We start from the raw sequence: 21,326 nt of genomic DNA on the forward strand, positions 1-21,326 counted from the left end.
TCGTAAGGGCTCTGAGCCACGAATGAGAATCCGACAGACAACTCCGCCCGCACGCTGATCCTCGGCCAGAGCTCCTGCTGGACTTCCTTTTCGTAGACCACGACGAATGGATGTCGCACACCGCGCGGCGGGTAATCGGGCTTGCCGACACTCGGTGACTACCGAGAATCGACCTACCGTTGCGGGTCAGCGCCGGATTCGGACCGGCTTCCCCCACACGCGTGGCTTGCAAGTGCTTCGAGCAGTATGCATGACGTTTCCGATTCAAGACCAAACGCCCACTACAGTCGATCTGGCCAGACGCCCCCACACACCGGAGTTGATACATGACACGCTGGGCCCAAACCGTCGTCGCCCGGAAATGGTGGGTACTGAGCCTCGCGGTTCTGATAGTTCTCATCAGTGGGGTGTGGGGACTCGGAGTGTTCGGCAAGCTCAGCCAGGGCGGCTTCATCGATCCGGGCAGCGACTCCGCGAAGGTCGCCGACATCATCGAAGACAATCTCGGACCGCAGACCCCGGACATCATCGCGATCTACTCGCCCACGGACGGCAAGACTCTGGACGACATCGGGCCGGCAGTGACAGCCGCCGTCGACCAATTCAAAACCGAAGTGCCGACCGCTTCGGTGAAATCGTATTGGGGAACAGACGCCGCAGCGAAGGCCAGCCTGCTCTCGAACGACGGATCCATGGCGGCCGTTGCGATCACGTTGGCACCGGACTCGGGCGTCACGCCCGCCACTTTCGCCGATCTCCTGCCGAAGCTCGAAGTCGAAGGTGCCGAGGCACAATTCGCGGGTAACACCGTCGTCGGCGTCGCATTCAACACCAAGCTCGAGAAGGACCTGGTGGTCGCCGAAGCCATCGCCATTCCGATCACTCTGGTGCTGTTGGTCTTCATCTTCGGCGGCATCGTCGCCGCTGCCGTGCCCGTGTTCGTGGGTGTACTCAGTGTCCTGAGCGCTTTGGCCGTTCTGCGAATCCTCACGCTGATCACCGATGTGTCCTCGTTCTCGATCAACGTCGCTTCTCTTCTCGGGTTGGGACTTGCCATCGACTACGGACTGTTCGTGGTCGGTCGGTTCCGTGAAGAACTGAATTCGGGCTCGGACCCGGGAGCGGCTGCTCAGCGGACAGTTCTGACGGCGGGTCGCACCGTCATGTTCTCGGGTCTACTGCTGATCTGTGCGTTCAGCGGCATGCTCGTATTCCCCCAGGCCGTCATCCGGTCTCTGGGCTTCGGCGCGATCGCTGCGGTATTGAGCGCGGCCGTCCTGTCGCTGACCGCTGTGCCTGCGCTGCTTGCCATTCTGGGGCATCGCATCAACGCCCTGACGTGGCGCAAGGATGCGGCGCAACGCGGCGAGGAACGCTCGCGCAAGTTCTGGGGCCGCGTCGTCACGTGGGTGATGAAGCGTCCGGTCGCAGTCTCGGTGACGATCGTGGCTGTGCTGCTCGTGATGGCCTCGCCGCTGCTCGGCGCCCGGCTGGGAGAACTCTCGTACACCGCACTACCGGACAACGACCCCGCTCGCGTCGCAATGGACACGTTGGTCAACGACTTCCCGCAAACCGGAAACGGCGCAACGATGATCCTTCAGGCCGAGGACGGGAACACTCTCACCCCGGCCGAAGGTGCAGCGATCGCCGAGTCCGCCGGTCAAGTCGAGGGCATCGGTCAGGCGACCGTCGTCGCGAGCACCAATCAACTCGTCGCGGTTCAGGCTCTCTACAGCGAGGGCTCTACACCCCAATCACAGAGCGCCGCAGTGACAGATCTGCGTGCGATCTCCGCTCCCGACGGAACGGTGCTGCTTGTCGGCGGCGGTCAAGCCATGGTCGACGACGGCAACAACGCCGTCCTGCACTGGCTACCGGTGATGATCCTCATCATGGTCGGATCCACCCTGATCCTGTTGTTCCTCGCGTTCGGTTCGGTGGTGCTGCCGATCAAGGCGGTGCTGATGGCAGCCCTGAGCCTCGCGACCACCTTCGGTGTCCTCACCTTCGTCTTCCAGGACGGACACGGCGTCGAACTCCTCGGGGTCAGTCAAACTCCGCTGGAGGCGACGTTCGTCGTGCTCATCCTGGCGGTGGTGTTCGGATTGTCCACGGACTACGAGGTTTTCCTGATGTCACGGATGGTCGAGGCCAAGAACGCGGGAGCGACGACAGAGGAAGCGGTCAAGTTCGGAACCGAGCGCACCGGCCGCATCGTGACGGCTGCCGCCTTACTCCTGATAGTGGTGACGGGGGCCTTCGCAATGTCAGGGCTGTCAGTGATGAAGTTCCTGGGCGTCGGCATGATCGTCGCGCTGATCGTCGACGCGACCATCATCCGCATGTTGCTCGTGCCCTCGCTCGTGAAGTTGATGGGCGAAGCGAACTGGTGGGCTCCTGTGTGGATGAAAAAGGTTCACGAGAAGGTCGGCATCGGCCACTGATCGCGACTGGATCATGTCGCTGAAGAGTGCCTGGGATCCTGCGGAGAGCCGTGTTTGACTAGGGGTCGTGGATGACTTACCTGAGAGTGTTGTGGTCGGCTCAGCAGTGTTTTCGCGTGTCGACTCGGACGATTCGTTGGCGTGCTGGACATCGATCATCGATGTCCAGGGGGTCGGTGACTCCAGGCCGGTGAGTCTGGTTATCGAGCCGGCCACCGTGCCGGAGTCTGCGGTGTGTGAGCTCGCTGCGACCGTGATGGCCCGGTTCGGTGAGTTTGCCGAAGTCGCCGCCGATTACCTGCGTCAACAGCTGCGTGGGCCACAGTTCGGCCTCCGCCACTCCGAACTCGTGGAGTTGGACGCCACGGAGTCACTGTTCGGCGAACCTGAGGCGGTGATCTGGGCTGACGGAACCTGGCTGCTGCGGTTCGCTGAGTCAAGGCTCGAGATGGCCGATCCTTTCGGGATCGGTGTTCTGTTCGAAGGAACGACCCCGTATGCGGTCGAGGACTTGTCGGGCGCTGAACCGGCCTAGGGTTTGCCGGCCTGGCCACTCCATCGCCTCGACGATGGTGCGCCGGTCTACTGGCGGACGGCGCATGGCCTTCACACCCTCGGAACAACGGCCGCCCACATCTCATCCGAAATCACGTCACGCGACGCAAGGACGAGCGCGCACCCCACTGCGCCCGAAACTCTTCAGCAACAGACCTAGTGGATTTCCCTGATCGGGCAGTCGTCCTCGAGGATGACTGCCCGATCGTCTAAATCGCTCCGCAGGGCGATGTTCTCCGAAGCTGATTTCGTCAGACTTGGAGCATGACAATTTTCGAATGGATCCTTGCAATCCCCGCTCTTGCGCTTGCCGTCGCGTTCTTGTTCTCCGGAATCATCTCCGCGGGCATCGACTTCGACGCCGAGGACGGGGTCATGACGCATTGATGTTCGTTTCCCTCTAGCCGCTGATCTTACTTTGGAGTAAGTTACCGACTATGGCCACTTACATCGTCACTGGCGGTACCGGGTTTCTCGGACGAGCTGCACTGCCACTCCTGCTCGAGCGTGATCAAACTGCTCAGATCCATGTGCTGGTCAGAGCCGGTTCTGTCGCCAAACTCGAAGAACAGGTGTCGGCAATTCCCGGCGGCGATCGCGTGCATCCGCTCATTGGAGATCTGACCGAGCCTGGGCTGGGCATCGATTCTCCCCCACCTGCCGACCACGTCCTTCACCTCGGCGCGATCTACGACATCACCGCCGGAGACGAGCAGGCTTCGACGAATGTCGAGGGCACACGCTCCGTGGTCGAACTTGCTGCGAAACTGGGAGCCACCCTTCATCACGTGTCATCGGTCGCAGTCGGAGGCGACTATCCGGGCACGTTCAGCGAGACCGATTTCGATTGCGGCCAAGGCTTTCCGACGCCCTACCACCGAACCAAGTTCGAGGCCGAGAAGCTCGTTCGAGAACGAGAAGGCCTCACCTGGCGTGTTTATCGGCCGTCTGCCGTGGTCGGCAACTCCGTCACCGGGGAGATGGACAAGATCGACGGTCCGTACTACTTGTTTCCAGGACTGGCGCTACTCGCGAAACTACCTGCAGCACTCCCCGTCCCGATCCCCAACCTCGGCGCAACCAATGTGGTGCCCGTCGATTACGTAGCCGCCGCCCTCGTCGAATTGATGCACGCGCCCGGCCACGACGGCGAAGCATTCCATCTCGTGAATCCGAAACCTCAACCGGTACGCGAAATCTATGCCGGACTCGCCAAGGCCGCCGGAGCACCCCGGCCCGCACTCAGCCTTCCGGGCGTGATCGCCAAACCCTTTGTCTCGCCCTTGCCGATGGACTCGGCAGAATCGGCACGGAAGGTCTTCCTCGATCGCATCGGCATGCCTGCAGCATTGCTCGACAACATGACGATGGCGCCGACCTTCACCTCGGAGAGAACCGTTGCCGCCCTGGCCGGATCGGGACTGGCGGTCCCCGAGTTCGGGTCGTACTCCACTGTGTTGTGGAAGTACTGGCGCGCAAACCTCGATCCCAATCGCGCACGACGTAACAGTCCCGAAGGACCACTCGTGGGTCGGATCGTTCTGATCACCGGAGGCTCTTCCGGAATCGGCAAGGCATCGGCCATTGCCGCCGCTCAGAAGGGCGCCACCGTTCTCCTGATCGCACGCCGCACCGACGAACTCGATGCCGCAGTACAGCAGATTCGATCAGCCGGAGGCAAGGCGTTCGGTTACCCCTGCGACATCACCGACGACGAGTCGGTCCAGCACACGATCAAAAGCATTCTGACAGAACACGATCACGTAGACATGTTGGTAAACAACGCCGGCCGATCCATCCGGCGCGGCATTTACCACTCCACTGATCGTTTCCACGACTACGAACGAACGATGGCCGTGAACTACTTCGGCGCTGTGCGATTGGTGCTCGCCTTGTTACCGACCATGCGTTCTCGCCGCTTCGGCCACATCGTGAACATCAGCAGCGCGGGAGTCCAGGCGGCAACGCCTAGATTCTCGGCCTACGTGGCGAGCAAGGCCGCCCTCGACGGTTTCTCGGACGTAGCCGCCTCTGAAACCCTGGCGGACGGAATCACTTTCACGACCATCCACATGCCGCTGGTCGAAACACCGATGATCGCTCCGACCGGCGAATACAACAACGGCCCGATCACCAGCCCGGAAAAGGCTGCGGCAATGGTGATCCGCGCGCTGATCGACCGCCCCAAACGCATCGACGTACCACTGGGAACCCTGGGTGATCTGGGAACCCTGTTCGCACCGCACACCAAGGACCGAATTCTCAACCAGATGTACCAGGCCTTCCCCGATTCTCCGGCGGCAAAGGGTCAGGTAGACAAGGAAACTCCGGCAGACGCTCCGGCAACACCGGCGCGACAGCACCACTCGCGCTCGCGCATCCGCAAACTCGGCCGTCGTGCCGCCCGACTCGTGCCCGGTACGCACTGGTGACCGGTGGTGTGACTTCGTCTCGGAGCGTTTCGGCAAGAGGAACGGATCTGTAGGTTCAGTCGGCGAATCCTCACCGGGTCACGCTGACAAAATCAATCAACCGCCAGTTGCACAGGGTTCCGTATCGGTGCCTGACCCCGGGACCACCAGACCAGACTCGTAGGCGATGACGACAGCGTGCGTCCGATTCTGAGCACCGAGCTTTGCCAGCACGTTCCCGACATGCGTTTTCACTGTCTCCAGGCTCACAACCAGAACCTGAGCAATATCCGAGTTGGACAGCCCGGTGGCCATCAACCGCAATACCTCTTCCTCCTTTGCTGTCAGCGCTGCATTCGGGAACGCCTCAGCGGAGACCAACGGGCGGGGCGTAACCATCCGGCGTAGCGCGGCAGGGAACAGGATCACTTCGCCCGCCGCCACCACACGTACTGCCGCTGCGATCTGCGGGACTGGGAGCCGCTTCAGCACGAAGCCACTCGCGCCCGCACTGAGTGCGGCCGTGACGTAGCCATCGTTTTCGAAAGTGGTGATTACCAAGACTTTCGGCGGTTCGGTGCACTCGGCCTGGAGGTGCCGAGTTGCCTCTATTCCGTTGCGCAGCGGCATCCGCACGTCCATCAGCACCACATCCGGACGAAGTTGCCGCGAAAGCTCCACTGCTTCGATACCGTCGGAAGCCTCGCCGACGACCACAATCCCGGGCTGAGCTGCGAGCAGCATACGCAGGCCGCTGCGGGTAACGTCGTCGTCATCCGCAATCAGCAGGGTGACTGGCATGCTTGCAGGGTTGGCGGCGTCCTCACTCCAATTGGCTTCGGTCATCGTGCCACCCGTACCGGCAACTGAACACTCAATCGCCAGCCCTGGGCTCCGTCCGGTCCAGCCTTGAACTCACCGTTCAAGAGTCGCACGCGCTCGGCCAAACCTGCCAGGCCGCGCCCTGATCTTCGAACTACGTCTGCCTTTCCCCCGGTCACTGCCCCGATGCTGTTGACCACTCTGAGCTCGACGCTCTCCGAGCCGACTGCCACCGTGATTTCGATCGGCCCGCTGTCCCCGTGCCGCAGAGCATTGGTCGTCCCCTCTTGCAGGATCCGGTACGCCGCGCGAGAGAGTGTCCCCTGGATCTGTGAAAGGTCACCCGAAAGGTTCACCTCCACAACCGCCCCCGCATGCCGCAACCGATCAATTAACGCAGGCAAGTCCGACAGCGTCCGAGAAGGTACAGCCCCAGGCCTCTCCTCGCGAAGTACACCCAGTACGTAGTCCAGGTCCTCGAGCGCTGCCCGTGTCGACTCCTCGATGCTACGCATGGCGGCCCTCGCTGCGGCAGGATCGGAGGCAAGCACCTCGCCGGCCACCGCCGCCTGGATCGTGGCGGCGGTGAGCGTGTGTCCGATCGAGTCGTGCAACTCGTGAGCGACCCGATTACGTTCGGCCAGTTGCAGTTCGCGTTCTTCCGCCAGCGCGAGCCGTTCAGCCGTGGACGGCCCCAACAGTCGTGGCGCCAGCCATCTCAGCAGTGTTGCCACCAGGACACAAATTCCTACCGCAAGCAGGAGGCAGCCGGCCGCCACGATCCAGGTCCATCCACCCGTCACGTCAACCGACGTATCGAACAGACTGATTCGCGCCGTGCCGCCGAGCCAGTTCCCCGGGAGCGAAATCCCCATGATGAAAAGGACGCTGGTCGCGAGCGCCGCCAGCCAACCCACCATGACATGCAGGACAATCCAGAGCGGGGCCCGCCAGCGATCAATCTCCGAGAGGTTAGGAGTACGGTGTCCGAGCGCTGGACTCGGCAGCGACACCTGCAGCAGTCGGCGGGCAGTAACGATGAGCGCGCGTCGCACAGGATGCACCAGGCCGAGTGCTCCTACCAAAGTCACCCATATGAGCAGGACCGAAAGCACCCGGACGAACTCGGGTGCGGATTGCCACGCGAGAGCAGGCAACATCGCAACCACCAGAAGTGGCAGGCTTGCCAACACACCACAAAAGGCGAAAAGTACAGCTGAGTATGTAGAGCCCCGCATCAGCGGTCGTAGTCCTGTGATCATGATTCGACAAGTATGACTGGGCCGCTCGGCGATGGCCTCCCCCGATCGAGGGAGATGGTTTTCCCGCGTCGGAGCGATGCGCGACCAATCCTCCAGCAGACAGGATCGTGTCCAGACCGATCAATCTCTCCAAGGAGTTCTACTGATGCGCCGCCACAGTCGACAGGGCCAACCTCCCTCACCCCAAAGACAAAGCCGGAAACGGCACCGCGCCCTCTGTTCCGTCGCAATGACTCTCAGCGTGGTCACCCTCGGTGCGTGCTCGTCGTCCGCCGATACCGTCGCTGCGCGGCACGATGCGGTTCAACACTCACTCGACGCACTGGTGAGCGAGGACGGACTACCCGCCGCCCTCGCAAGCATCCAAGACCGAAACGGCAACTCCCACAACTACACCGCAGGAGTCGGTGACCTGACCACCGGATCAGAGGTACCCCCCAACGGCCAGATACGAATCGGCAGCAACACCAAAACCTTCACCGCAGTAGTGGTCCTGCAACTGGTCGCCGAAGGAAAGATCGAACTCGACACCCCCATCGAGACCTACCTACCCGGACTCGTCCGCGGAGACGGGATCGACGGCCACAACATCACCATCCGCCAACTCCTCCAACACACCAGCGGACTCCCCAACTACAGCAACTACCTGGAAGACGAAGTCCGATACTACGACCCACGGGAACTTCTCGACATCGCGCTCGAACATCCTGCCGACTTCGCCCCCGGAACGAGTTGGAAGTACAGCAACACCAACTACGTCCTCGCTGGCCTACTCGTACAGAAGATCACTGAAAAACCCCTCGCCGAGGAGATGAACCGGCGAATCTTCGCGCCGATCGATCTGCAGCACACATACTTTCCTGAACCATACGACGAGAAGATCTCGGAACTTCACCCCCGCGGCTACTACCGGGAGTCATCGGACGCGCCTCCCGTCGACATCACAGAGATAGACCCCTCGTGGGGATGGGCCGCAGGGCAATTGATCTCCACCACCTCGGACCTCAACCAGTTTCTCCACGCACTCCTCGACGGACGACTGCTCCCCGCAGCCCAACTCGACCAGATGCGCACTACCGTCCCCGCGGAGGAAACCTTCGGACCCGATGCCCGCTACGGACTTGGATTGGTCAGCCGCCCGCTACCGTGTGGCGGCCTGTCCTGGAGCCACGGCGGCAGTTTCCCTGGATACGAGACACGCGGGGGCGCTACCGACGACGGACGCGAAGCGAACATCGCGGTCAGCATGCAAGTAGTCGACGACGCCACCCGGAGAAAACTCGAACACGCGGTGGATATCGCCCTTTGTCGCTGAGGCCTCCTGTCAATCACCAAAGGCCGCCTACTCCGAAATAGCTCGTCAAACCGACAGTATCGGCCGCGAGACGCCGGACTCCGAGGTGCAGCCAGCTACACCCCGTACGCTCCGGCACGCACCACCGAGAGACTGCACTTCGCACCATGGAGGACGCGTACGCACGTCAATACTGTTCTCTGCATGTGGAACTCACCACGAGATTCGACGAACAGGAGACCACAACCAATGACCACCCTTCGACGTCGCCCCCTGCTCACCGTGCTTCCGGCAGTCACCGCTGCAGCCCTCATATTGGGCGTGAGCGGATGTGGTGACACCACTGACTCCACTGATTCCACTCGGCAAAGCGACGCTGCCGTGCAACAGGCGCTCGACGGCGTCATCGAGCAGGGGCTCCCCGGCGCACAACTCGTGATCTCCGACCCGTCGCGGGGCACTCGCATCATTCGTGCAGGAATGGGAAACACCGCCACCGGCGAGCCTATCCCCGATGATGCGCGGGTCCGAATCGGCAGCAACACAAAGGCCTTCGTCTCGACCGTCGTCATGCAACTCGTCGACGACGGACTGCTCGACCTCGATATGAGCATCGAGCACTACCTGCCCGGAACGGTCGTAGGCAACGGGAACGACGGCAACCGAGTCACCATTCGAGATCTCTTGCAGCACACCAGTGGCCTGACGGACTACCTCGCCGCCGGCGGAGCACGGCCGGAAGACATCAAGCCCGGCCAGCTGCTGGTGGGGACAAGCGCACAACCACCGGAGCACTTCTCCCCCACTGAACTGGTCGATATCGCGATGTCTCTTCCACCCGGCCCGGCAGCCAAAGACAAGGCTGTCTATTCGAACACGAACTACATTCTGCTCGGGATGCTCATCGAGAAGGTCACAGGACGCCCTGCCGCGCAGGAGATCACCACCCGCATAATCGATCCGCTCGGACTGATGGACACCTATTTTCCCGCCTCCCGCGAGACACAGATCCGCGGTTCTCATGCACAGGGCTATCACCCGATTGACGGCATTCAGGTCGATGTCACCGATGGCGACGTGTCGTGGGCCGACACCGCAGGTGCGATGGTCGCAACGGGCGCCGACCTCAACACTTTCTTCACGGCTTTGCTACGCGGCGATCTCGTCTCGAATGACAGGCTCGCCGAGATGAAACACACCGTGCCGTTCGACAGGAGCCCGCAGGACAGCTACGGACTCGGACTAGTCCGCGTGAACAGCTCCTGCGGGAAGGAGATCTGGGGTCACGGCGGCGGAATTCCCGGCTTCGGCACCTCGGGCGGAGTCGATACCACAGGACGCGCTGTGACTCTCACCCTCAATCACATCCCGATGAGCGAGGACGCCTTCGTAGCAGCACAGCGAGTTGTCGACGCAGCGATGTGCGAGAAGTGAAGGAAACATGTTCGTGCACGACTTCGCACGCAACATCGAACAACAATTCTTCCCGAGCGAACGATGTCCCGAACCTACCAATCCTCAGGAGTTCTACTGATGCGTAACAATATTCGAAAGGGCTTCCCTTCCTCAGATCGCCGGCAGGACCGCAAACGGCACCGGACCTTTTCGGTCGTTGCCGCGGCGGCCCTCGGTGCCATGACGCTGGCGTCCTGCTCGCCGTCATCCGCCCTCAGTCCCGATACCGTCGGTTCTTCCTCCACCGAGTCCGACGCGGTTCAACGCTCCCTCGACGCACTGGTGAGCGAGGACGGACTACCCGCCGCCCTCGCAAGCATCCAAGACCGAAACGGCAACTCCCACAACTACACCGCAGGAGTGGGTGACCTGACCACCGGATCAGAGGTACCCCCCAACGGCCAGATACGAATCGGCAGCAACACCAAAACCTTCACCGCAGTAGTGGTCCTGCAACTGGTCGCCGAAGGAAAGATCGAACTCGACACCCCCATCGAGACCTACCTACCCGGACTCGTCCGCGGAGACGGGATCGACGGCCACAACATCACCATCCGCCAACTCCTCCAACACACCAGCGGACTCCCCGATTACGGAATACACGTCAATGACGAAGAGATCAGATACCGCTACGCCGACCCCCACGATTTGCTCGACGTCGCGTTCCAACACCCCGCCGACGCACCGCCCGGAACGAGTTGGGGGTACAGCAACACCAACTACATTCTGGCCGGCCTACTCGTACAGAAGGTTACCGGCCGCCCCCTCGCCGAGGAGATGAATCGACGTATCTTCGTGCCGATCGGCCTGCGCGACACCTACTTCCCATCCCCGGGAGACATGACCATCCGGGGTCCCCATCCCAAGGGATACCACCGCACCGCACCAGACAGCCCACTGAGTGACGTCACAGAGATGGACCCGTCGTGGGGATGGGCCGCAGGGCAGCTGATCTCCACCACCTCGGACCTCAACCAGTTCCTCTACGCGCTACTCGACGGACGACTGCTCCCCGCAGCCGAACTCGACCAGATGCGTACGACCGTCCACGTCGGCGGGCCCACCGGACTCGAGTACGGCCTCGGCCTCACCAGCAGGACTCTCTCGTGCGGCGGGGTCTACTGGGGCCATGGCGGCGACATAGTCGGTTACGAGACCCGCGGCGGCATCACCGACAACGGGCGCGCCGTAAACCTTGCGGTGACTGCTCTTCCCACGACTGCGTCCGCCACGCAACACGTCGTAGACACCGTGGACAGAGCTTTGTGCAGTTAAAGCTCTGGTGACAGCGTCACCCGGAATCTCACCCGAGTGACGCTGTACCGCCCGACGAAACATTCGGTCGGTTATTGGCCAAACGGACCAATGCGGCCTACGTGTCCGCTGCCACACTTCATCAGTCCATGCGGCACAACGCAATTCAGGAGGCATGATGAAGTCGGAACGCGCCACAGTTGAGGAACCCTCGCATAGCGGCGGCAAGTCGATACAAAACATATTGGACAACAAGTCAATTCGTCGAACAACGACTATGACTGTTGGGCTGCTCAGTACGATCTGGATGATCGACATGATAGATCGCGTGATGATCGGGCTTGCACTGCCGATGATCGGAGACGAATTCTCCCTCAGTAATACGCAATTGGGCGGAGTCGTGTCGATCTTCGCCATCTTTTACATGCTCGGGCAGGTCCCCGGCGGCATGCTGGCCGACCGATTCGGACCCCGGCCACTGTTGATCGTTGCGTTGATCCTGTGGTCGGTGTTCACCGCACTGACAGGATTCGCCTGGGGACTCGTCTCGCTGATGGTCATGCGTGCGATGTTCGGTCTCAGCCAGGGTCTCTTCCCAGCAGCGTCGTTCAAAGCTCTGGCTGAGCGAACCCGTCCGAAAACTCGCGCCACGGCCATGGGCTTCATGATCGGTGCAAACAACCTGGGCCCCGGCATCGCACCATTGATCATCGCCCCAGTTCTCATGGCCGTCGGTTGGCGGGACGCATTTTGGCTGGTGGCCATAGTCGGCGCCGTGATCGGCACAGTCGTCTGGTTGGTGCTCCCGGCGCCGTTGGACACAGAGATCACGGAAGATCCGGAGGCCGCACTGCAACCGCTCGCCAGTGAACACTCACGCGCCGCGGTATTCAAGTCCGTTTCGGTCTGGAAGTTCGCACTTCTGTTCTGCCTGGCCAACATGGCCGGATATGGGCTGTTGACCTGGGTGCCGAGCTACCTCCTCAACGAAAAGGGGCTCTCGCTGATCGATACGGGAATCTTCGCGGCGATCCCGTTCATCGTCACGGCATTGGCCATCGTCGTCGGTGGACGTCTGGTGGACAAGTACTTTCACGACAGCGCGCGCATTCTGCTCGTTCCGTGCATGGCCACCTCCGCCATTCTGCTGTTCTTGATGACTACCACCGATACCGTCGCGATGTTCACGTTCTATCAAACCCTCGCGATGGGCGTCAGCGGACTGTGCTCGATGTCGATCTTCGCCCTCCCGTTGCGGGCATTGCCTGCCGAATTCCTCGGTTCCGGAATGGGTTTGATCAACGGTTGTGGACAGCTCGCCGGTTTCATCACCCCCCTCGTGATGGGATGGATGGTGGACCAGTTCTCGTACATGGCCGCGTTCGGAGTCCTGGTCGGCGCGACGGCTGCGGCGGCTTTGGTGGCCATGATCGTTCCGCAAACCCCGGCGAAATTCTGAGGGCTCTCACGTGGTCCGGCGAAGTGGCCGCTGAAGGGTCGTTCCCGGCAGTGGCCGCTTCGCCGATCCGGAGCTGACCCCGGTGCCAGCTCGTCACCTCACTGCGTCGAACCCGTTGCGCGAGCGCCGAAGTGCGCGCCCTGCAAGCTTCCCCGTCGGCACCCCGTCCGACAGTGCCGGTTGCCCATTGACCACAACGTGCCGCATTCCGGTCGCATACACTCTTGGGTTGTCGTATGTCGCGAGATCCTCTACCTGCGAGGGGTCGAAGATCGCCAGATCGGCGTATCCCCCTGGCGCAATGTAGCCCCGCTTCGCCAAACCGAAGTTTTCAGCAGGAAGGCTGGTCATTCGGCGAACGCATTCCTCGACTGGTTGCCCGCCAATGCCGCGGGTGTAGCGGCTCAGAATACGGGCGAAAGTTCCGAATGAACGGGGGTGGACGGGTTGCCCCGCGAAAAGGGTCTCCGTGCTTTGAGCATCGGCATCGGAACCAACCGAAACCCAGGGACGCTCGAAGGCAATTCGCGTGTTGTCCTCCGACGCAATGAAATAGGCAGCCTCGGCTGTGGGGAGAGCGTCGAGAACAGCCAGTACGGTGTCTACCGGGTCGTGATGCCCCATCCTCCGAGCAATAGATCCCAGAGCTTCCCCCGCTCGGATCCCGAGTGCCGGTACCTCGGACAAGATCGTCACCCCATCGGCGCCTCCGGACGCAGCGTAGAGATTCTCCCAGTCCTCGTCCTCACGATGGATCCTCTCGCGGATCTGCTCTCGGACACCGGTCGAGTTCAGGTGCGTGCGCCCGGCCGTCGTGTCACGACACCGAAACTCCGGTGGCAACGCGGCACTGAGCAGCGTGTTCCCCGCCTCGTACGGATATACGTCCGCGGTGATTCGCACACCGTCCTCGCGAGCCGACTCAACCAATTGCAAGGCCTCGGACATTTTGTGCCAGTGCGACTTACCAGCAACCTTGAGGTGGTAGATCTCCCCGCGCGCTCCTGTCGTTCGAGCGATATCGACCAGTTCCTCGATGCTTTCGAGAAACCTCTGCCCTTCGCTTCGGAGATGGCAGATATGGACGGCATCGTGTCTGGCGAGCACCTGCGAAAATGCTCGCAACTCGCCGGAATCCGCATAGCTTCCGGGTGGATAGATCAGAGCCGAACCCACTCCGAGAGCTCCATTTTCAAGCTCCTCGTCGAGCAGGGCACACGCTTCGGTCAGCTCTTGTTCACTCAACAGGCGATTGTCCACTCCCGCAACCACCATGCGCAGATTCGCCGCGCCGACGAAGCTCGCCACGTTGAAACCGACGCCGTTCGTCTCCAAGGATTCGAGAAAATCATGCAACCTCGGCCAATGTGATTGCACCCCAGTTGGAATCGCGCCCAATCCGAGCATCGCCGGAGTCATCGAACCCGTGACCGGTCCGAGAGACACGCCTTCACCGAAGACCTGGGTTGTGACCCCCTGATACAAGTCCGACAATCCTCGTGGGTCTTGCTGCAGCGTGAGGTAACTATGGCTGAGCACATTCACAAAACCGGGAGCCACCATGCAACCGCGAGCATCGATGTCGATCGCCCCCGGCACAGCACCGATCGTTCCGACTTCCACGATCGTGTCACCGGAGATCGCAACATCCGCTTTCCTGGGCGGGCTCCCTCTACCATCGAGCACAGTCCCGTCCCGAACGACGATTGTCGGCAGCATCACGTCTCCTCCACGGTGGCCTTGCTGTCGCGAGATGCGACCCTGTTCACTTTGCTGAATCGTGGAAGCGAAATCTTGTTCCAGACACACATACGCGATGCAAAATTGGTGCCGCCCTACCAAACTGGCCCATGGTTCCGATCATGCCATCGGTCAGCCGACGACCCTGCGGATCTCATTCTCGGAGGCATTGGCGCCCGTGCAGACAACAGCAACGCGCTTGCCAGCGAAGGTGTTCGGATGCGAATAGACCGCAGCAAGTGCGGCCGCACCAGCACCTTCGCTCAAAGTGTGAGCGTCGTAGAGCAACGCCCGCTGTGCGAGGGTGATGTCGTCGTCCGTGACGAGCAGGAATCCCCCGAGGCGTTCACGCAAGACACGTTGAGTCAGTGCGAACCCGGCACCGGTCGCAAGCCCTTCGACACGGGTGGTGTTCGGGCGCTCGACGCACGTGCCGGAACTCCACGAGTCATGTGCGGCTCGTGCGGCCTCAGACTGCACTGCGAACACCTCGAGGTGCGGTGCAAGCGCACTGGCGACGAGACACGCCGCCGCCGCACCGCTGCCGCCACCGACTGGGACCACCACCGCGTCCAGATCAGGTTGTTGTTCGAGGAGTTCGACGTAGGCCGTTGCAACACCGGCGAGGATTGCCGGCTCATTGGCGGCGCTCACGAGACGCAGGCCGTCACGTTCGCTGATGAAATCGGCATGAGCACGTGCCTCGTCGAAGTTCACACCGTGCTCGATGAGCTCGGCTCCGAGCATGCGGACAGCGTGAGCCTTGACTGGATTCGCCCCAACCGGCATGACGATCACACACCGCACGCCCGCACCCGCCGCGGCATACGCCAAGGATTGAGCATGGTTTCCGGTCGAGTAGCCGACAATCCCCCGCGCCCGCGTCGCCTCATCCAGTCCTGCCACCAGGTTCAGTCCGCCGCGAACCTTGAACGCACCCGTGGGGTGCACGTTCTCGTGTTTGACGAACAATTGGCTGCACGAGCCCGCACCCAAGGTCGGGTGCGATATCAGGGGCGTGACCGGTAGATGCCGACGGACGACCTGACTGGCACGCTCGATGTCTGCCCATACGGGTGGATGTAGCTGGTTTGATGCCGTGAGATCAGATGCCGGTGCCATGTGATTCACCCTGCCAAACACCGATTCATAGATCCAATACGTGTTTTCGTCCAAAGCATCGAAATCTTCTATGATTTTGGCATGCTCGATCTAATTCGGCTGAGGGTCCTGGTCGCTGTTGCACAGGAAGGGTCGGTGACAGCCGCCGCCGATTCTCTCGGTTACGCGCAGCCCTCCATCAGTCACCACCTTCGACAGCTCGAATCGGAAGTCGGGGTTCCACTGTTCCAGAGAGCGGGTCGTGGACTGCGCCTGACGGACGCCGGCGCAGTGCTGGTTCGGCGAGCCACCGAGATCCTCGGCCACGTCGACGCAGCGGTAGCCGAAGTCCAGACGTACGCAGGACTGAGGGCCGGGCGGGTACGACTGGCCGCATTCCCGTCAGCCCTGGCGAGTTTGATTCCGCAGGCGATGGCAGCGTTCACGTCCCAGTACCCCGATGTGTCCATCAGCCTCGTTGATGCAGAACCACCCAAAGCACTTGCACTGCTTCGTAACAACGATGTCGACGTAGCTGTTGTCTTCGCGCACGAGGACACCCCTGAAGTCGGGCTCAAGCATGTCGCGCAGACGGCTTTACTGGAAGATCCGTTGTACCTGATCACCTCTGCGCGGAATGCAGATGCCGCCAACGAGATCACGGACTACGCCGGTGAGACCTGGATTGCCGGTTGCCCGAGCTGCCGAGCCCACCTCCTCACCGCTTGCAATCGAGCTGGATTCATTCCGCGGATCGAGTTCGAGACCGACGACTACGTCGCCGTCCAAGCCCTGGTCGCCTCCGGAAGCGGGGTAAGCACCCTTCCGGCCCTCGCCCTCCAGGCACATCAGAACCCGAGTATCCGCGCACACCGCATTCCCGGCGAGCGACGCACTGTCTCCGTCGCAACCTACGGCAAACCTCCACTTGCTCCCGCGATCGACGCGTTCGTCAGAACTCTGACAGCGATATCCGAATCCATGCGTGAGCGCGTCGAATTGGATGGGCACCAAGATAACCGGTGACCTCAGGTCCGGCCGACCACCGCGACTATCAGTGCGGCAAGTTCGCTTCGAGCATCGTCGGGCGAGAGCGCTCCCGCTACCGCCGCATGCGAGAGTGCCTCTGCAGCACCGAATATTGCGGTCATCGAAGGTTGCGCAAGTCCTCCGCCCGCACCAAAGGGAGTCAGCACCTCCCGACATCGTTCGGAATAGGCGTGTTCCGATTCACGCTTGACCCGCTCCAGCTCGGGCGAACCCTCCAGCGCTGCAAGCACACCCGTCAGTTCACGCCCCTGCGCCAGCGAACATCCGACGTAGGAGTCGGCGATGGCATTCGCGCGTCCGTTCAGAGACTCATCCGCGGCATCGAGATACTCCTCGAGCATCACCGTCTGACGATCGTCGAATTCCTTGAAGAGCGCTGCCAACAACGCGGCGCGAGAGGCGAAATGGCTGTATACAACTGGCTTTGCAACGCCGGCACGTTCAGCCAACCGGCCAAGGGTCAGCGCGTCCGCACCCTCCTCTCGCACCAATGCCCACGACACCTCCACGAGTTGTTCGTACCTGCCGGCTCGCGACAGTCTCGTACGTGCCATCGGACACCTCCTTGCGCTATATACCAATAGTAACCTACTCTTAGTACATAAGCGCACCATCTACCGAAGGACGCTCATGACCACACTCGTCGTAGTCTCCCACCCCGATCCCCAGTCACTTACCCAGCATGTCGCCCGTTCTACCGCCGACGCGATCCGCGACCTGGGCGGCGACGTCGACTTCGCGGACCTACATGCCGAGAGTTTCGATCCCCGATTCGCCGAAGCCGATGTGAACCTGTTCCGCGGCAAAGGGACTCCCCCGGCCGACGTTGTAGCCGAGCAGGACCGAATCGATCGTGCAGACGATCTGATTCTCGTGTTTCCGATGTACTGGTGGTCGATGCCCGCACTACTCAAAGGTTGGATCGATCGAGTCTTCGTCAGCGGATGGGCGTACGAATTCACCCCGGGAAGCGAATTCGTGAAGAAACTGGACCGACTCACCGTCCACCTGATTCCAGTCGCAGGTGACGACGCCGAGAGTTTCGACCGACACGGCGTGTACGAGGCCTTCCGGACACAGATCGAACGCGGAATCATCGAATATTGCGGTGCCACACTGGGATCGACAACCTTCGTTCACGAGTCGGACACGAAGAGCCGAGACGTCCTCGCCGCAGAAATCCACGACCTCAGCGAAAGCATCGCGTCCCGTGTCGCCTACCCTGCGACCGCGACTTCCCGTTGACGGTCAAAAACGGTCAACTGACGCTTGACCGGCCCGTGGCCGCCCAGTAGCGAAGCGTGTCTCCCGCATGGCCGAGGTTGCGCGACAACTGATCAGCCGGGCGCACGCTATCGAGAAGTCCCCCACACCCTTCGATAACATTACGCGAACCCGCGTTCGTTTCGTCGCAGGTAATCAGGACGCGACTGAGCCCCACCGGGTCGCCGGCATACGTGAGCACTTCCCGCAGAGCAGCCGACGCTATCCCTTTCCGGCGTTCCGACGGCCTGACCCCATAGCCGATATGACCACCGACATCGGCCAAGAACTCATTCAAGCTGTGCCGCAACTGGATAGCACCGAGATACCTGCCGTCTCGAACGATCCACCAGTTGGTTGCCGGGACAATGTCGGGCCCCGGCAACGCCTCGGGCTGCGCCAACAACTCCTGCACCCAGTGCCCGAACCCATCGCGGGAGGCAAGGTCGAGATCCAGACGTTGCGCAACTCCCAAGGCCGAGCCGGGCTGATCCGCCTGCGGTCCGCCCCACTCGTCACGCGACTCCAACCAGGACACCCACAAGGCCTCGTCAGGCGCAACCAAATCGACTGTCATAGCAGCGATGCTACGTCGCACCCGCAATGGTCGAGACTTCGCCTCAATCCATCGCAAAAGCACATAGTGTCGATGTATGAGTGGACGATTCACAGCTGGGGTCTTTATCGTCGTCGTCAGTGTCGTCGCCGTTGCGTTGGTTTGGACCGGCGTTCGAGACTATGAATCTTTCACTCCACCGGTCGCGACGGCGGTCGATCGGGCAGACTGCCTCGCCCCTGATATCACCGCCGCGCTCGTAGCCCCCGAGGCACGCGACAGCAGCATCGCACTTCGCCCCGAGGGAAGTGGTTACCCGCCTCCTGATTTCAGCCCCGTTGCCGTTGTTCGATGCGAACGCGGAGAAACGTCCGACGGTGGGTTGACCATCGACTCCATACGCCTCGAGGGGGACATCCACGCGGTGGACGATGCATTCCGCGAGCAGTCTCGTCGATTTCCTGCCAACGTCCGGGCCGACTGCGCGTACCGTCTCGTCCCGCCAGCCGGTTTGTGGCTGGTAGACGAAGCAGGAGCAGCCATACGCCCTACCTGGCCGACCGCGCCCTGCGGACTGCAAGAGAAACCACACGCAGCCCTGAGCCAACTACATGAGATCAGCCGCGCGCAGCATCCGGTCGACGGCATCTCCTCCGATGACGCCGGAACCTGCGCGGAGTCGATCGGACAACCGTTCCCGACGACCACTGAAGCTGACATGAGTCGCATGGCAGAACACGAAGACACTCACGCGCGCCCACTGACGGAAACAGCTTTGGCTACACCGATTTCCGACGTCGGCAGACTACTGGTGTGCCGCTATTCCACCGAACCGCCGCTGCCCGAGTCCCGAATCCGCTTGTCACGCCAGCAGAGTACTGATCTGATGGAGGTTGCATCCACCGCGCCACCTGCAGGCCCATGCGATCTCGTCGCCCATCACATCGCTTCGATCGACGTACTTCGTCCCGACGGATCGGGCGGCACGCGGATGGCAGTCGAACTCGACGGATGCCAACGCGTAAACCTCCTCGGACAACGTCAATTACCGCCCGCAGTCATTGCGCTCCTGTTGCAGTAGCGACCCACACCCGAGTTCATCGAGACTGATCGTAGAAAACCGACGATGAAATCACAGGTCTCGAATCGACGTGACCACAACTGGCCTGACCGGCTTGGGCGCCGCGCCGCAACTCGGTGGACGCGGCGCGAGTTCGGAGAGTGCCGTCTCCACCGCCCATAGCCGGCCGTCCACATGTGTGACGACGCATGTCCCGTCACTCGCCTGCTCGATGACAGCCAAGTCGTCGATTCCGCAGGTTATTTGCTGTCGCACAGCAATTTCCGAAGCCTGCCCCGCAGGAGACCAACAACTCCGTCCACGCAGGCCTGGCAAATGGACCTGATCTCGGGAAGCCACCTCCACGGCCGTGACACTCTCACTTGCCGACAGACGGCCGTACGTATTGCCGCTCGGCAACAGGATCATCGACGGCGCGAATCGGTGCCCGCCGGTATGCGAACACTCCCACACCTGGGGTCCGAAGGACGACATCAGCGCTGCGGCGATCGGCCTGCCGAATACAGCGCAGCACTGGTCGCGCTTGCCGTGCGCGCAGACCAATACGACTGGCTCGGTCACTTGCTCGCCCAGTCCTGGTGGCGGCCCATCCAACAGGGAGAAATCGACGTCGAGTAAGTCCATCGGCGAATCGATGTGCAACCTTTCACACCATGAGTCGCTCGGATCGGAGCGCGCAAGCAGGACGGTGTGTCCATCAGTCATCGGATCGGTACGCCCGGGTCGCCGAACGAACATGATTCGTACGTTCGCTGCATCGGCTCGGCGGCTCAGCTCGGCGGCAAGCTCCTCTCCCAAGGCCGTACCGTCCAACACGTCACGACCCCACGCGGCATTGAATTCGAGGCATACCCAGCCCTGCACGACGGCAGCGCTGCCTGCCAGCGGCTCATCGACAGCAGACAGTGCGGAACAGGTTTCGGCTTCGATCACGAGGCCCATTGTGTCAGCCTCGCTGGGTGTCGATTCGCAAGTCCCTGTGGCCCAGTGACGCGGCAACTCAATAGAACTTCTTGCCCTCCGCAAGCTGGTTCACGAACTTCTCGATCCGCCTGGCTCGCGTCTCCGGACGCTTTGCCTCCTGCAGTCGGTACGCGATGGTGAATCGGTTGGTGGAATTGAGCGTCGCGTAGAACTCACGAGCCTTCGGGTTTTCCGCGAGCGCATCGAGAAAGTCTTTGGGGACCTCGGCCTTGGCTGATCCCTCGTACGCGCGATCCCATCGACCGTCGGCCTTGGCCTTCTCGATCTCGGCGATGCCGGAAGGCTCGAGAAGTCCCGCAGCGTCGAGGCGGGCGACTATCTCGACGTTGCGTTTGGACCACGGACTCCGCGCGGTGCGTCGCGAAAACTTCTGTACGAAGAAATCGTCGTCGATTCGCCGTGCGAGGCTGTCGATCCAGCCGAAGCACAGGGCAACGTCCAACGCTTGGTCGTAGTCGATCGAACTGTGCGACGAGGTCTTCTTGGCCATTTTCAGCCAAAGGCCGGGGACCACCTCGTGGTTCTCGGACAGCCATCGACGGAACTCTGCTCCGTCAGCGAAGTATTCGGTATCGAGTTCGACTGCCATCAG

Annotated in this window: 19 protein-coding genes and 1 riboswitch; of the genes, 11 read left to right on the forward strand and 8 right to left on the reverse strand. The window is 61.6% G+C overall.

Annotated features, from left to right (window positions below):
* Positions 1-108: 108 nt before the first annotated feature.
* Positions 109-255: riboswitch (cobalamin riboswitch) on the reverse strand.
* A 71-nt stretch (positions 256-326) separates the two neighbouring features.
* From ABH939_RS09715 to ABH939_RS09730, 4 genes are all read left to right on the forward strand, one after another.
* Positions 327-2,447: an MMPL family transporter gene (locus ABH939_RS09715; RefSeq protein ID WP_075832774.1), complete on the forward strand. Its 2,121-nt coding sequence runs from the start codon at positions 327-329 to the stop codon at positions 2,445-2,447.
* A 67-nt stretch (positions 2,448-2,514) separates the two neighbouring features.
* Positions 2,515-2,982, forward strand: coding sequence for a hypothetical protein (locus ABH939_RS09720; RefSeq protein WP_231915037.1), 468 nt, complete (start codon positions 2,515-2,517; stop codon positions 2,980-2,982).
* Between the two features lie 284 nt (positions 2,983-3,266).
* Positions 3,267-3,389, forward strand: coding sequence for a hypothetical protein (locus tag ABH939_RS09725; RefSeq protein WP_003940840.1), 123 nt, complete (start codon positions 3,267-3,269; stop codon positions 3,387-3,389).
* A gap of 50 nt (positions 3,390-3,439) precedes the next feature.
* Positions 3,440-5,434, forward strand: a complete 1,995-nt coding sequence (locus tag ABH939_RS09730; RefSeq protein ID WP_404649582.1) for an SDR family oxidoreductase — start codon at positions 3,440-3,442, stop codon at positions 5,432-5,434.
* A 96-nt stretch (positions 5,435-5,530) separates the two neighbouring features.
* On the opposite strand, the gene ABH939_RS09735 is transcribed toward ABH939_RS09730, so the two are convergent.
* Both ABH939_RS09735 and ABH939_RS09740 read right to left on the reverse strand, forming a co-directional pair.
* Positions 5,531-6,259 carry a response regulator transcription factor gene (locus ABH939_RS09735; RefSeq protein WP_054826543.1) on the reverse strand — a complete coding sequence of 243 codons (729 nt, stop codon included), beginning with the start codon at positions 6,257-6,259 and terminating at the stop codon, positions 5,531-5,533.
* On the reverse strand, positions 6,256-7,497 hold the full coding sequence (locus ABH939_RS09740) for a sensor histidine kinase (protein WP_064112345.1): 1,242 nt from the start codon (positions 7,495-7,497) through the stop codon (positions 6,256-6,258). Before ABH939_RS09740 ends, ABH939_RS09735 begins: the two co-directional genes overlap by 4 nt.
* 229 nt (positions 7,498-7,726) lie before the next feature.
* Here ABH939_RS09740 and ABH939_RS09745 point away from each other — a divergent pair, with 229 nt between their 5' ends.
* The 4 genes from ABH939_RS09745 to ABH939_RS09760 all read left to right on the forward strand — a co-directional run bounded on the left by ABH939_RS09745 (position 7,727) and on the right by ABH939_RS09760 (position 12,959).
* The gene (locus ABH939_RS09745; RefSeq protein WP_230359678.1) at positions 7,727-8,812 is read left to right on the forward strand and encodes a serine hydrolase; all 1,086 of its coding nucleotides are present in this window, start codon (positions 7,727-7,729) and stop codon (positions 8,810-8,812) included.
* 228 nt (positions 8,813-9,040) lie between these two features.
* Positions 9,041-10,225 carry a serine hydrolase domain-containing protein gene (locus tag ABH939_RS09750; protein WP_404649583.1) on the forward strand — a complete coding sequence of 395 codons (1,185 nt, stop codon included), beginning with the start codon at positions 9,041-9,043 and terminating at the stop codon, positions 10,223-10,225.
* Between the two features lie 99 nt (positions 10,226-10,324).
* The gene (locus ABH939_RS09755) at positions 10,325-11,521 is read left to right on the forward strand and encodes a serine hydrolase domain-containing protein (RefSeq protein ID WP_404649584.1); all 1,197 of its coding nucleotides are present in this window, start codon (positions 10,325-10,327) and stop codon (positions 11,519-11,521) included.
* Positions 11,522-11,816: 295 nt separating this feature from the next.
* A complete protein-coding gene (locus ABH939_RS09760; protein ID WP_230691667.1) occupies positions 11,817-12,959 on the forward strand; it encodes an MFS transporter in 1,143 nt (380 codons plus the stop codon).
* Positions 12,960-13,052: 93 nt separating this feature from the next.
* Here the strand turns inward: ABH939_RS09760 and ABH939_RS09765 are convergent, their stop codons facing one another.
* Both ABH939_RS09765 and ABH939_RS09770 read right to left on the reverse strand, forming a co-directional pair.
* Positions 13,053-14,678: an amidohydrolase family protein gene (locus tag ABH939_RS09765; protein ID WP_404649600.1), complete on the reverse strand. Its 1,626-nt coding sequence runs from the start codon at positions 14,676-14,678 to the stop codon at positions 13,053-13,055.
* Between the two features lie 153 nt (positions 14,679-14,831).
* A complete protein-coding gene (locus tag ABH939_RS09770) occupies positions 14,832-15,821 on the reverse strand; it encodes a threonine/serine dehydratase (protein WP_404649585.1) in 990 nt (329 codons plus the stop codon).
* Positions 15,822-15,902: 81 nt separating this feature from the next.
* Between ABH939_RS09770 and ABH939_RS09775 the strand changes: the two genes are divergently transcribed.
* Positions 15,903-16,826: a LysR family transcriptional regulator gene (locus ABH939_RS09775; protein WP_058039038.1), complete on the forward strand. Its 924-nt coding sequence runs from the start codon at positions 15,903-15,905 to the stop codon at positions 16,824-16,826.
* A 2-nt stretch (positions 16,827-16,828) separates the two neighbouring features.
* On the opposite strand, the gene ABH939_RS09780 is transcribed toward ABH939_RS09775, so the two are convergent.
* Positions 16,829-17,404: a TetR/AcrR family transcriptional regulator gene (locus tag ABH939_RS09780; RefSeq protein ID WP_042449699.1), complete on the reverse strand. Its 576-nt coding sequence runs from the start codon at positions 17,402-17,404 to the stop codon at positions 16,829-16,831.
* A gap of 76 nt (positions 17,405-17,480) precedes the next feature.
* Between ABH939_RS09780 and ABH939_RS09785 the strand changes: the two genes are divergently transcribed.
* Positions 17,481-18,095: an NAD(P)H-dependent oxidoreductase gene (locus ABH939_RS09785; protein WP_042923456.1), complete on the forward strand. Its 615-nt coding sequence runs from the start codon at positions 17,481-17,483 to the stop codon at positions 18,093-18,095.
* Between the two features lie 13 nt (positions 18,096-18,108).
* Here the strand turns inward: ABH939_RS09785 and ABH939_RS09790 are convergent, their stop codons facing one another.
* Positions 18,109-18,690 (reverse strand): GNAT family N-acetyltransferase, encoded by a 582-nt coding sequence (locus ABH939_RS09790; protein ID WP_042449701.1) that lies wholly within the window; start codon positions 18,688-18,690, stop codon positions 18,109-18,111.
* A 76-nt stretch (positions 18,691-18,766) separates the two neighbouring features.
* On the opposite strand from ABH939_RS09790, the gene ABH939_RS09795 reads away from it, so the two are divergent.
* Positions 18,767-19,750 (forward strand): hypothetical protein, encoded by a 984-nt coding sequence (locus ABH939_RS09795; protein WP_285181802.1) that lies wholly within the window; start codon positions 18,767-18,769, stop codon positions 19,748-19,750.
* A gap of 51 nt (positions 19,751-19,801) precedes the next feature.
* On the opposite strand, the gene ABH939_RS09800 is transcribed toward ABH939_RS09795, so the two are convergent.
* On the reverse strand, positions 19,802-20,692 hold the full coding sequence (locus ABH939_RS09800) for a sucrase ferredoxin (RefSeq protein WP_058039035.1): 891 nt from the start codon (positions 20,690-20,692) through the stop codon (positions 19,802-19,804).
* Between the two features lie 58 nt (positions 20,693-20,750).
* Positions 20,751-21,323 carry a YdeI family protein gene (locus ABH939_RS09805; protein WP_003940957.1) on the reverse strand — a complete coding sequence of 191 codons (573 nt, stop codon included), beginning with the start codon at positions 21,321-21,323 and terminating at the stop codon, positions 20,751-20,753.
* Positions 21,324-21,326 lie beyond the last annotated feature (3 nt).

This window comes from Rhodococcus sp. 27YEA6 (assembly GCF_044908235.1).
Classification (GTDB): Bacteria; Actinomycetota; Actinomycetes; order Mycobacteriales; family Mycobacteriaceae; genus Rhodococcus_F; species Rhodococcus_F qingshengii.

Coding starts and splice junctions, on each gene's coding strand:
- ABH939_RS09725 (WP_003940840.1), top strand. CDS start 3,267: ATGACAATTTTCGAATGGATCCTTGCAATCCCCGCTCTTGCGCTTGCC.
- ABH939_RS09765 (WP_404649600.1), bottom strand. CDS start 14,678: ATGCTGCCGACAATCGTCGTTCGGGACGGGACTGTGCTCGATGGTAGA.
- ABH939_RS09805 (WP_003940957.1), bottom strand. CDS start 21,323: ATGGCAGTCGAACTCGATACCGAATACTTCGCTGACGGAGCAGAGTTC.
- ABH939_RS09795 (WP_285181802.1), top strand. CDS start 18,767: ATGAGTGGACGATTCACAGCTGGGGTCTTTATCGTCGTCGTCAGTGTC.
- ABH939_RS09750 (WP_404649583.1), top strand. CDS start 9,041: ATGACCACCCTTCGACGTCGCCCCCTGCTCACCGTGCTTCCGGCAGTC.
- ABH939_RS09760 (WP_230691667.1), top strand. CDS start 11,817: ATGATAGATCGCGTGATGATCGGGCTTGCACTGCCGATGATCGGAGAC.
- ABH939_RS09775 (WP_058039038.1), top strand. CDS start 15,903: ATGCTCGATCTAATTCGGCTGAGGGTCCTGGTCGCTGTTGCACAGGAA.
- ABH939_RS09790 (WP_042449701.1), bottom strand. CDS start 18,690: ATGACAGTCGATTTGGTTGCGCCTGACGAGGCCTTGTGGGTGTCCTGG.
- ABH939_RS09770 (WP_404649585.1), bottom strand. CDS start 15,821: ATGGCACCGGCATCTGATCTCACGGCATCAAACCAGCTACATCCACCC.
- ABH939_RS09730 (WP_404649582.1), top strand. CDS start 3,440: ATGGCCACTTACATCGTCACTGGCGGTACCGGGTTTCTCGGACGAGCT.
- ABH939_RS09755 (WP_404649584.1), top strand. CDS start 10,325: ATGCGTAACAATATTCGAAAGGGCTTCCCTTCCTCAGATCGCCGGCAG.
- ABH939_RS09715 (WP_075832774.1), top strand. CDS start 327: ATGACACGCTGGGCCCAAACCGTCGTCGCCCGGAAATGGTGGGTACTG.
- ABH939_RS09800 (WP_058039035.1), bottom strand. CDS start 20,692: ATGGGCCTCGTGATCGAAGCCGAAACCTGTTCCGCACTGTCTGCTGTC.
- ABH939_RS09735 (WP_054826543.1), bottom strand. CDS start 6,259: ATGACCGAAGCCAATTGGAGTGAGGACGCCGCCAACCCTGCAAGCATG.
- ABH939_RS09780 (WP_042449699.1), bottom strand. CDS start 17,404: ATGGCACGTACGAGACTGTCGCGAGCCGGCAGGTACGAACAACTCGTG.
- ABH939_RS09745 (WP_230359678.1), top strand. CDS start 7,727: ATGACTCTCAGCGTGGTCACCCTCGGTGCGTGCTCGTCGTCCGCCGAT.
- ABH939_RS09740 (WP_064112345.1), bottom strand. CDS start 7,497: ATGATCACAGGACTACGACCGCTGATGCGGGGCTCTACATACTCAGCT.
- ABH939_RS09785 (WP_042923456.1), top strand. CDS start 17,481: ATGACCACACTCGTCGTAGTCTCCCACCCCGATCCCCAGTCACTTACC.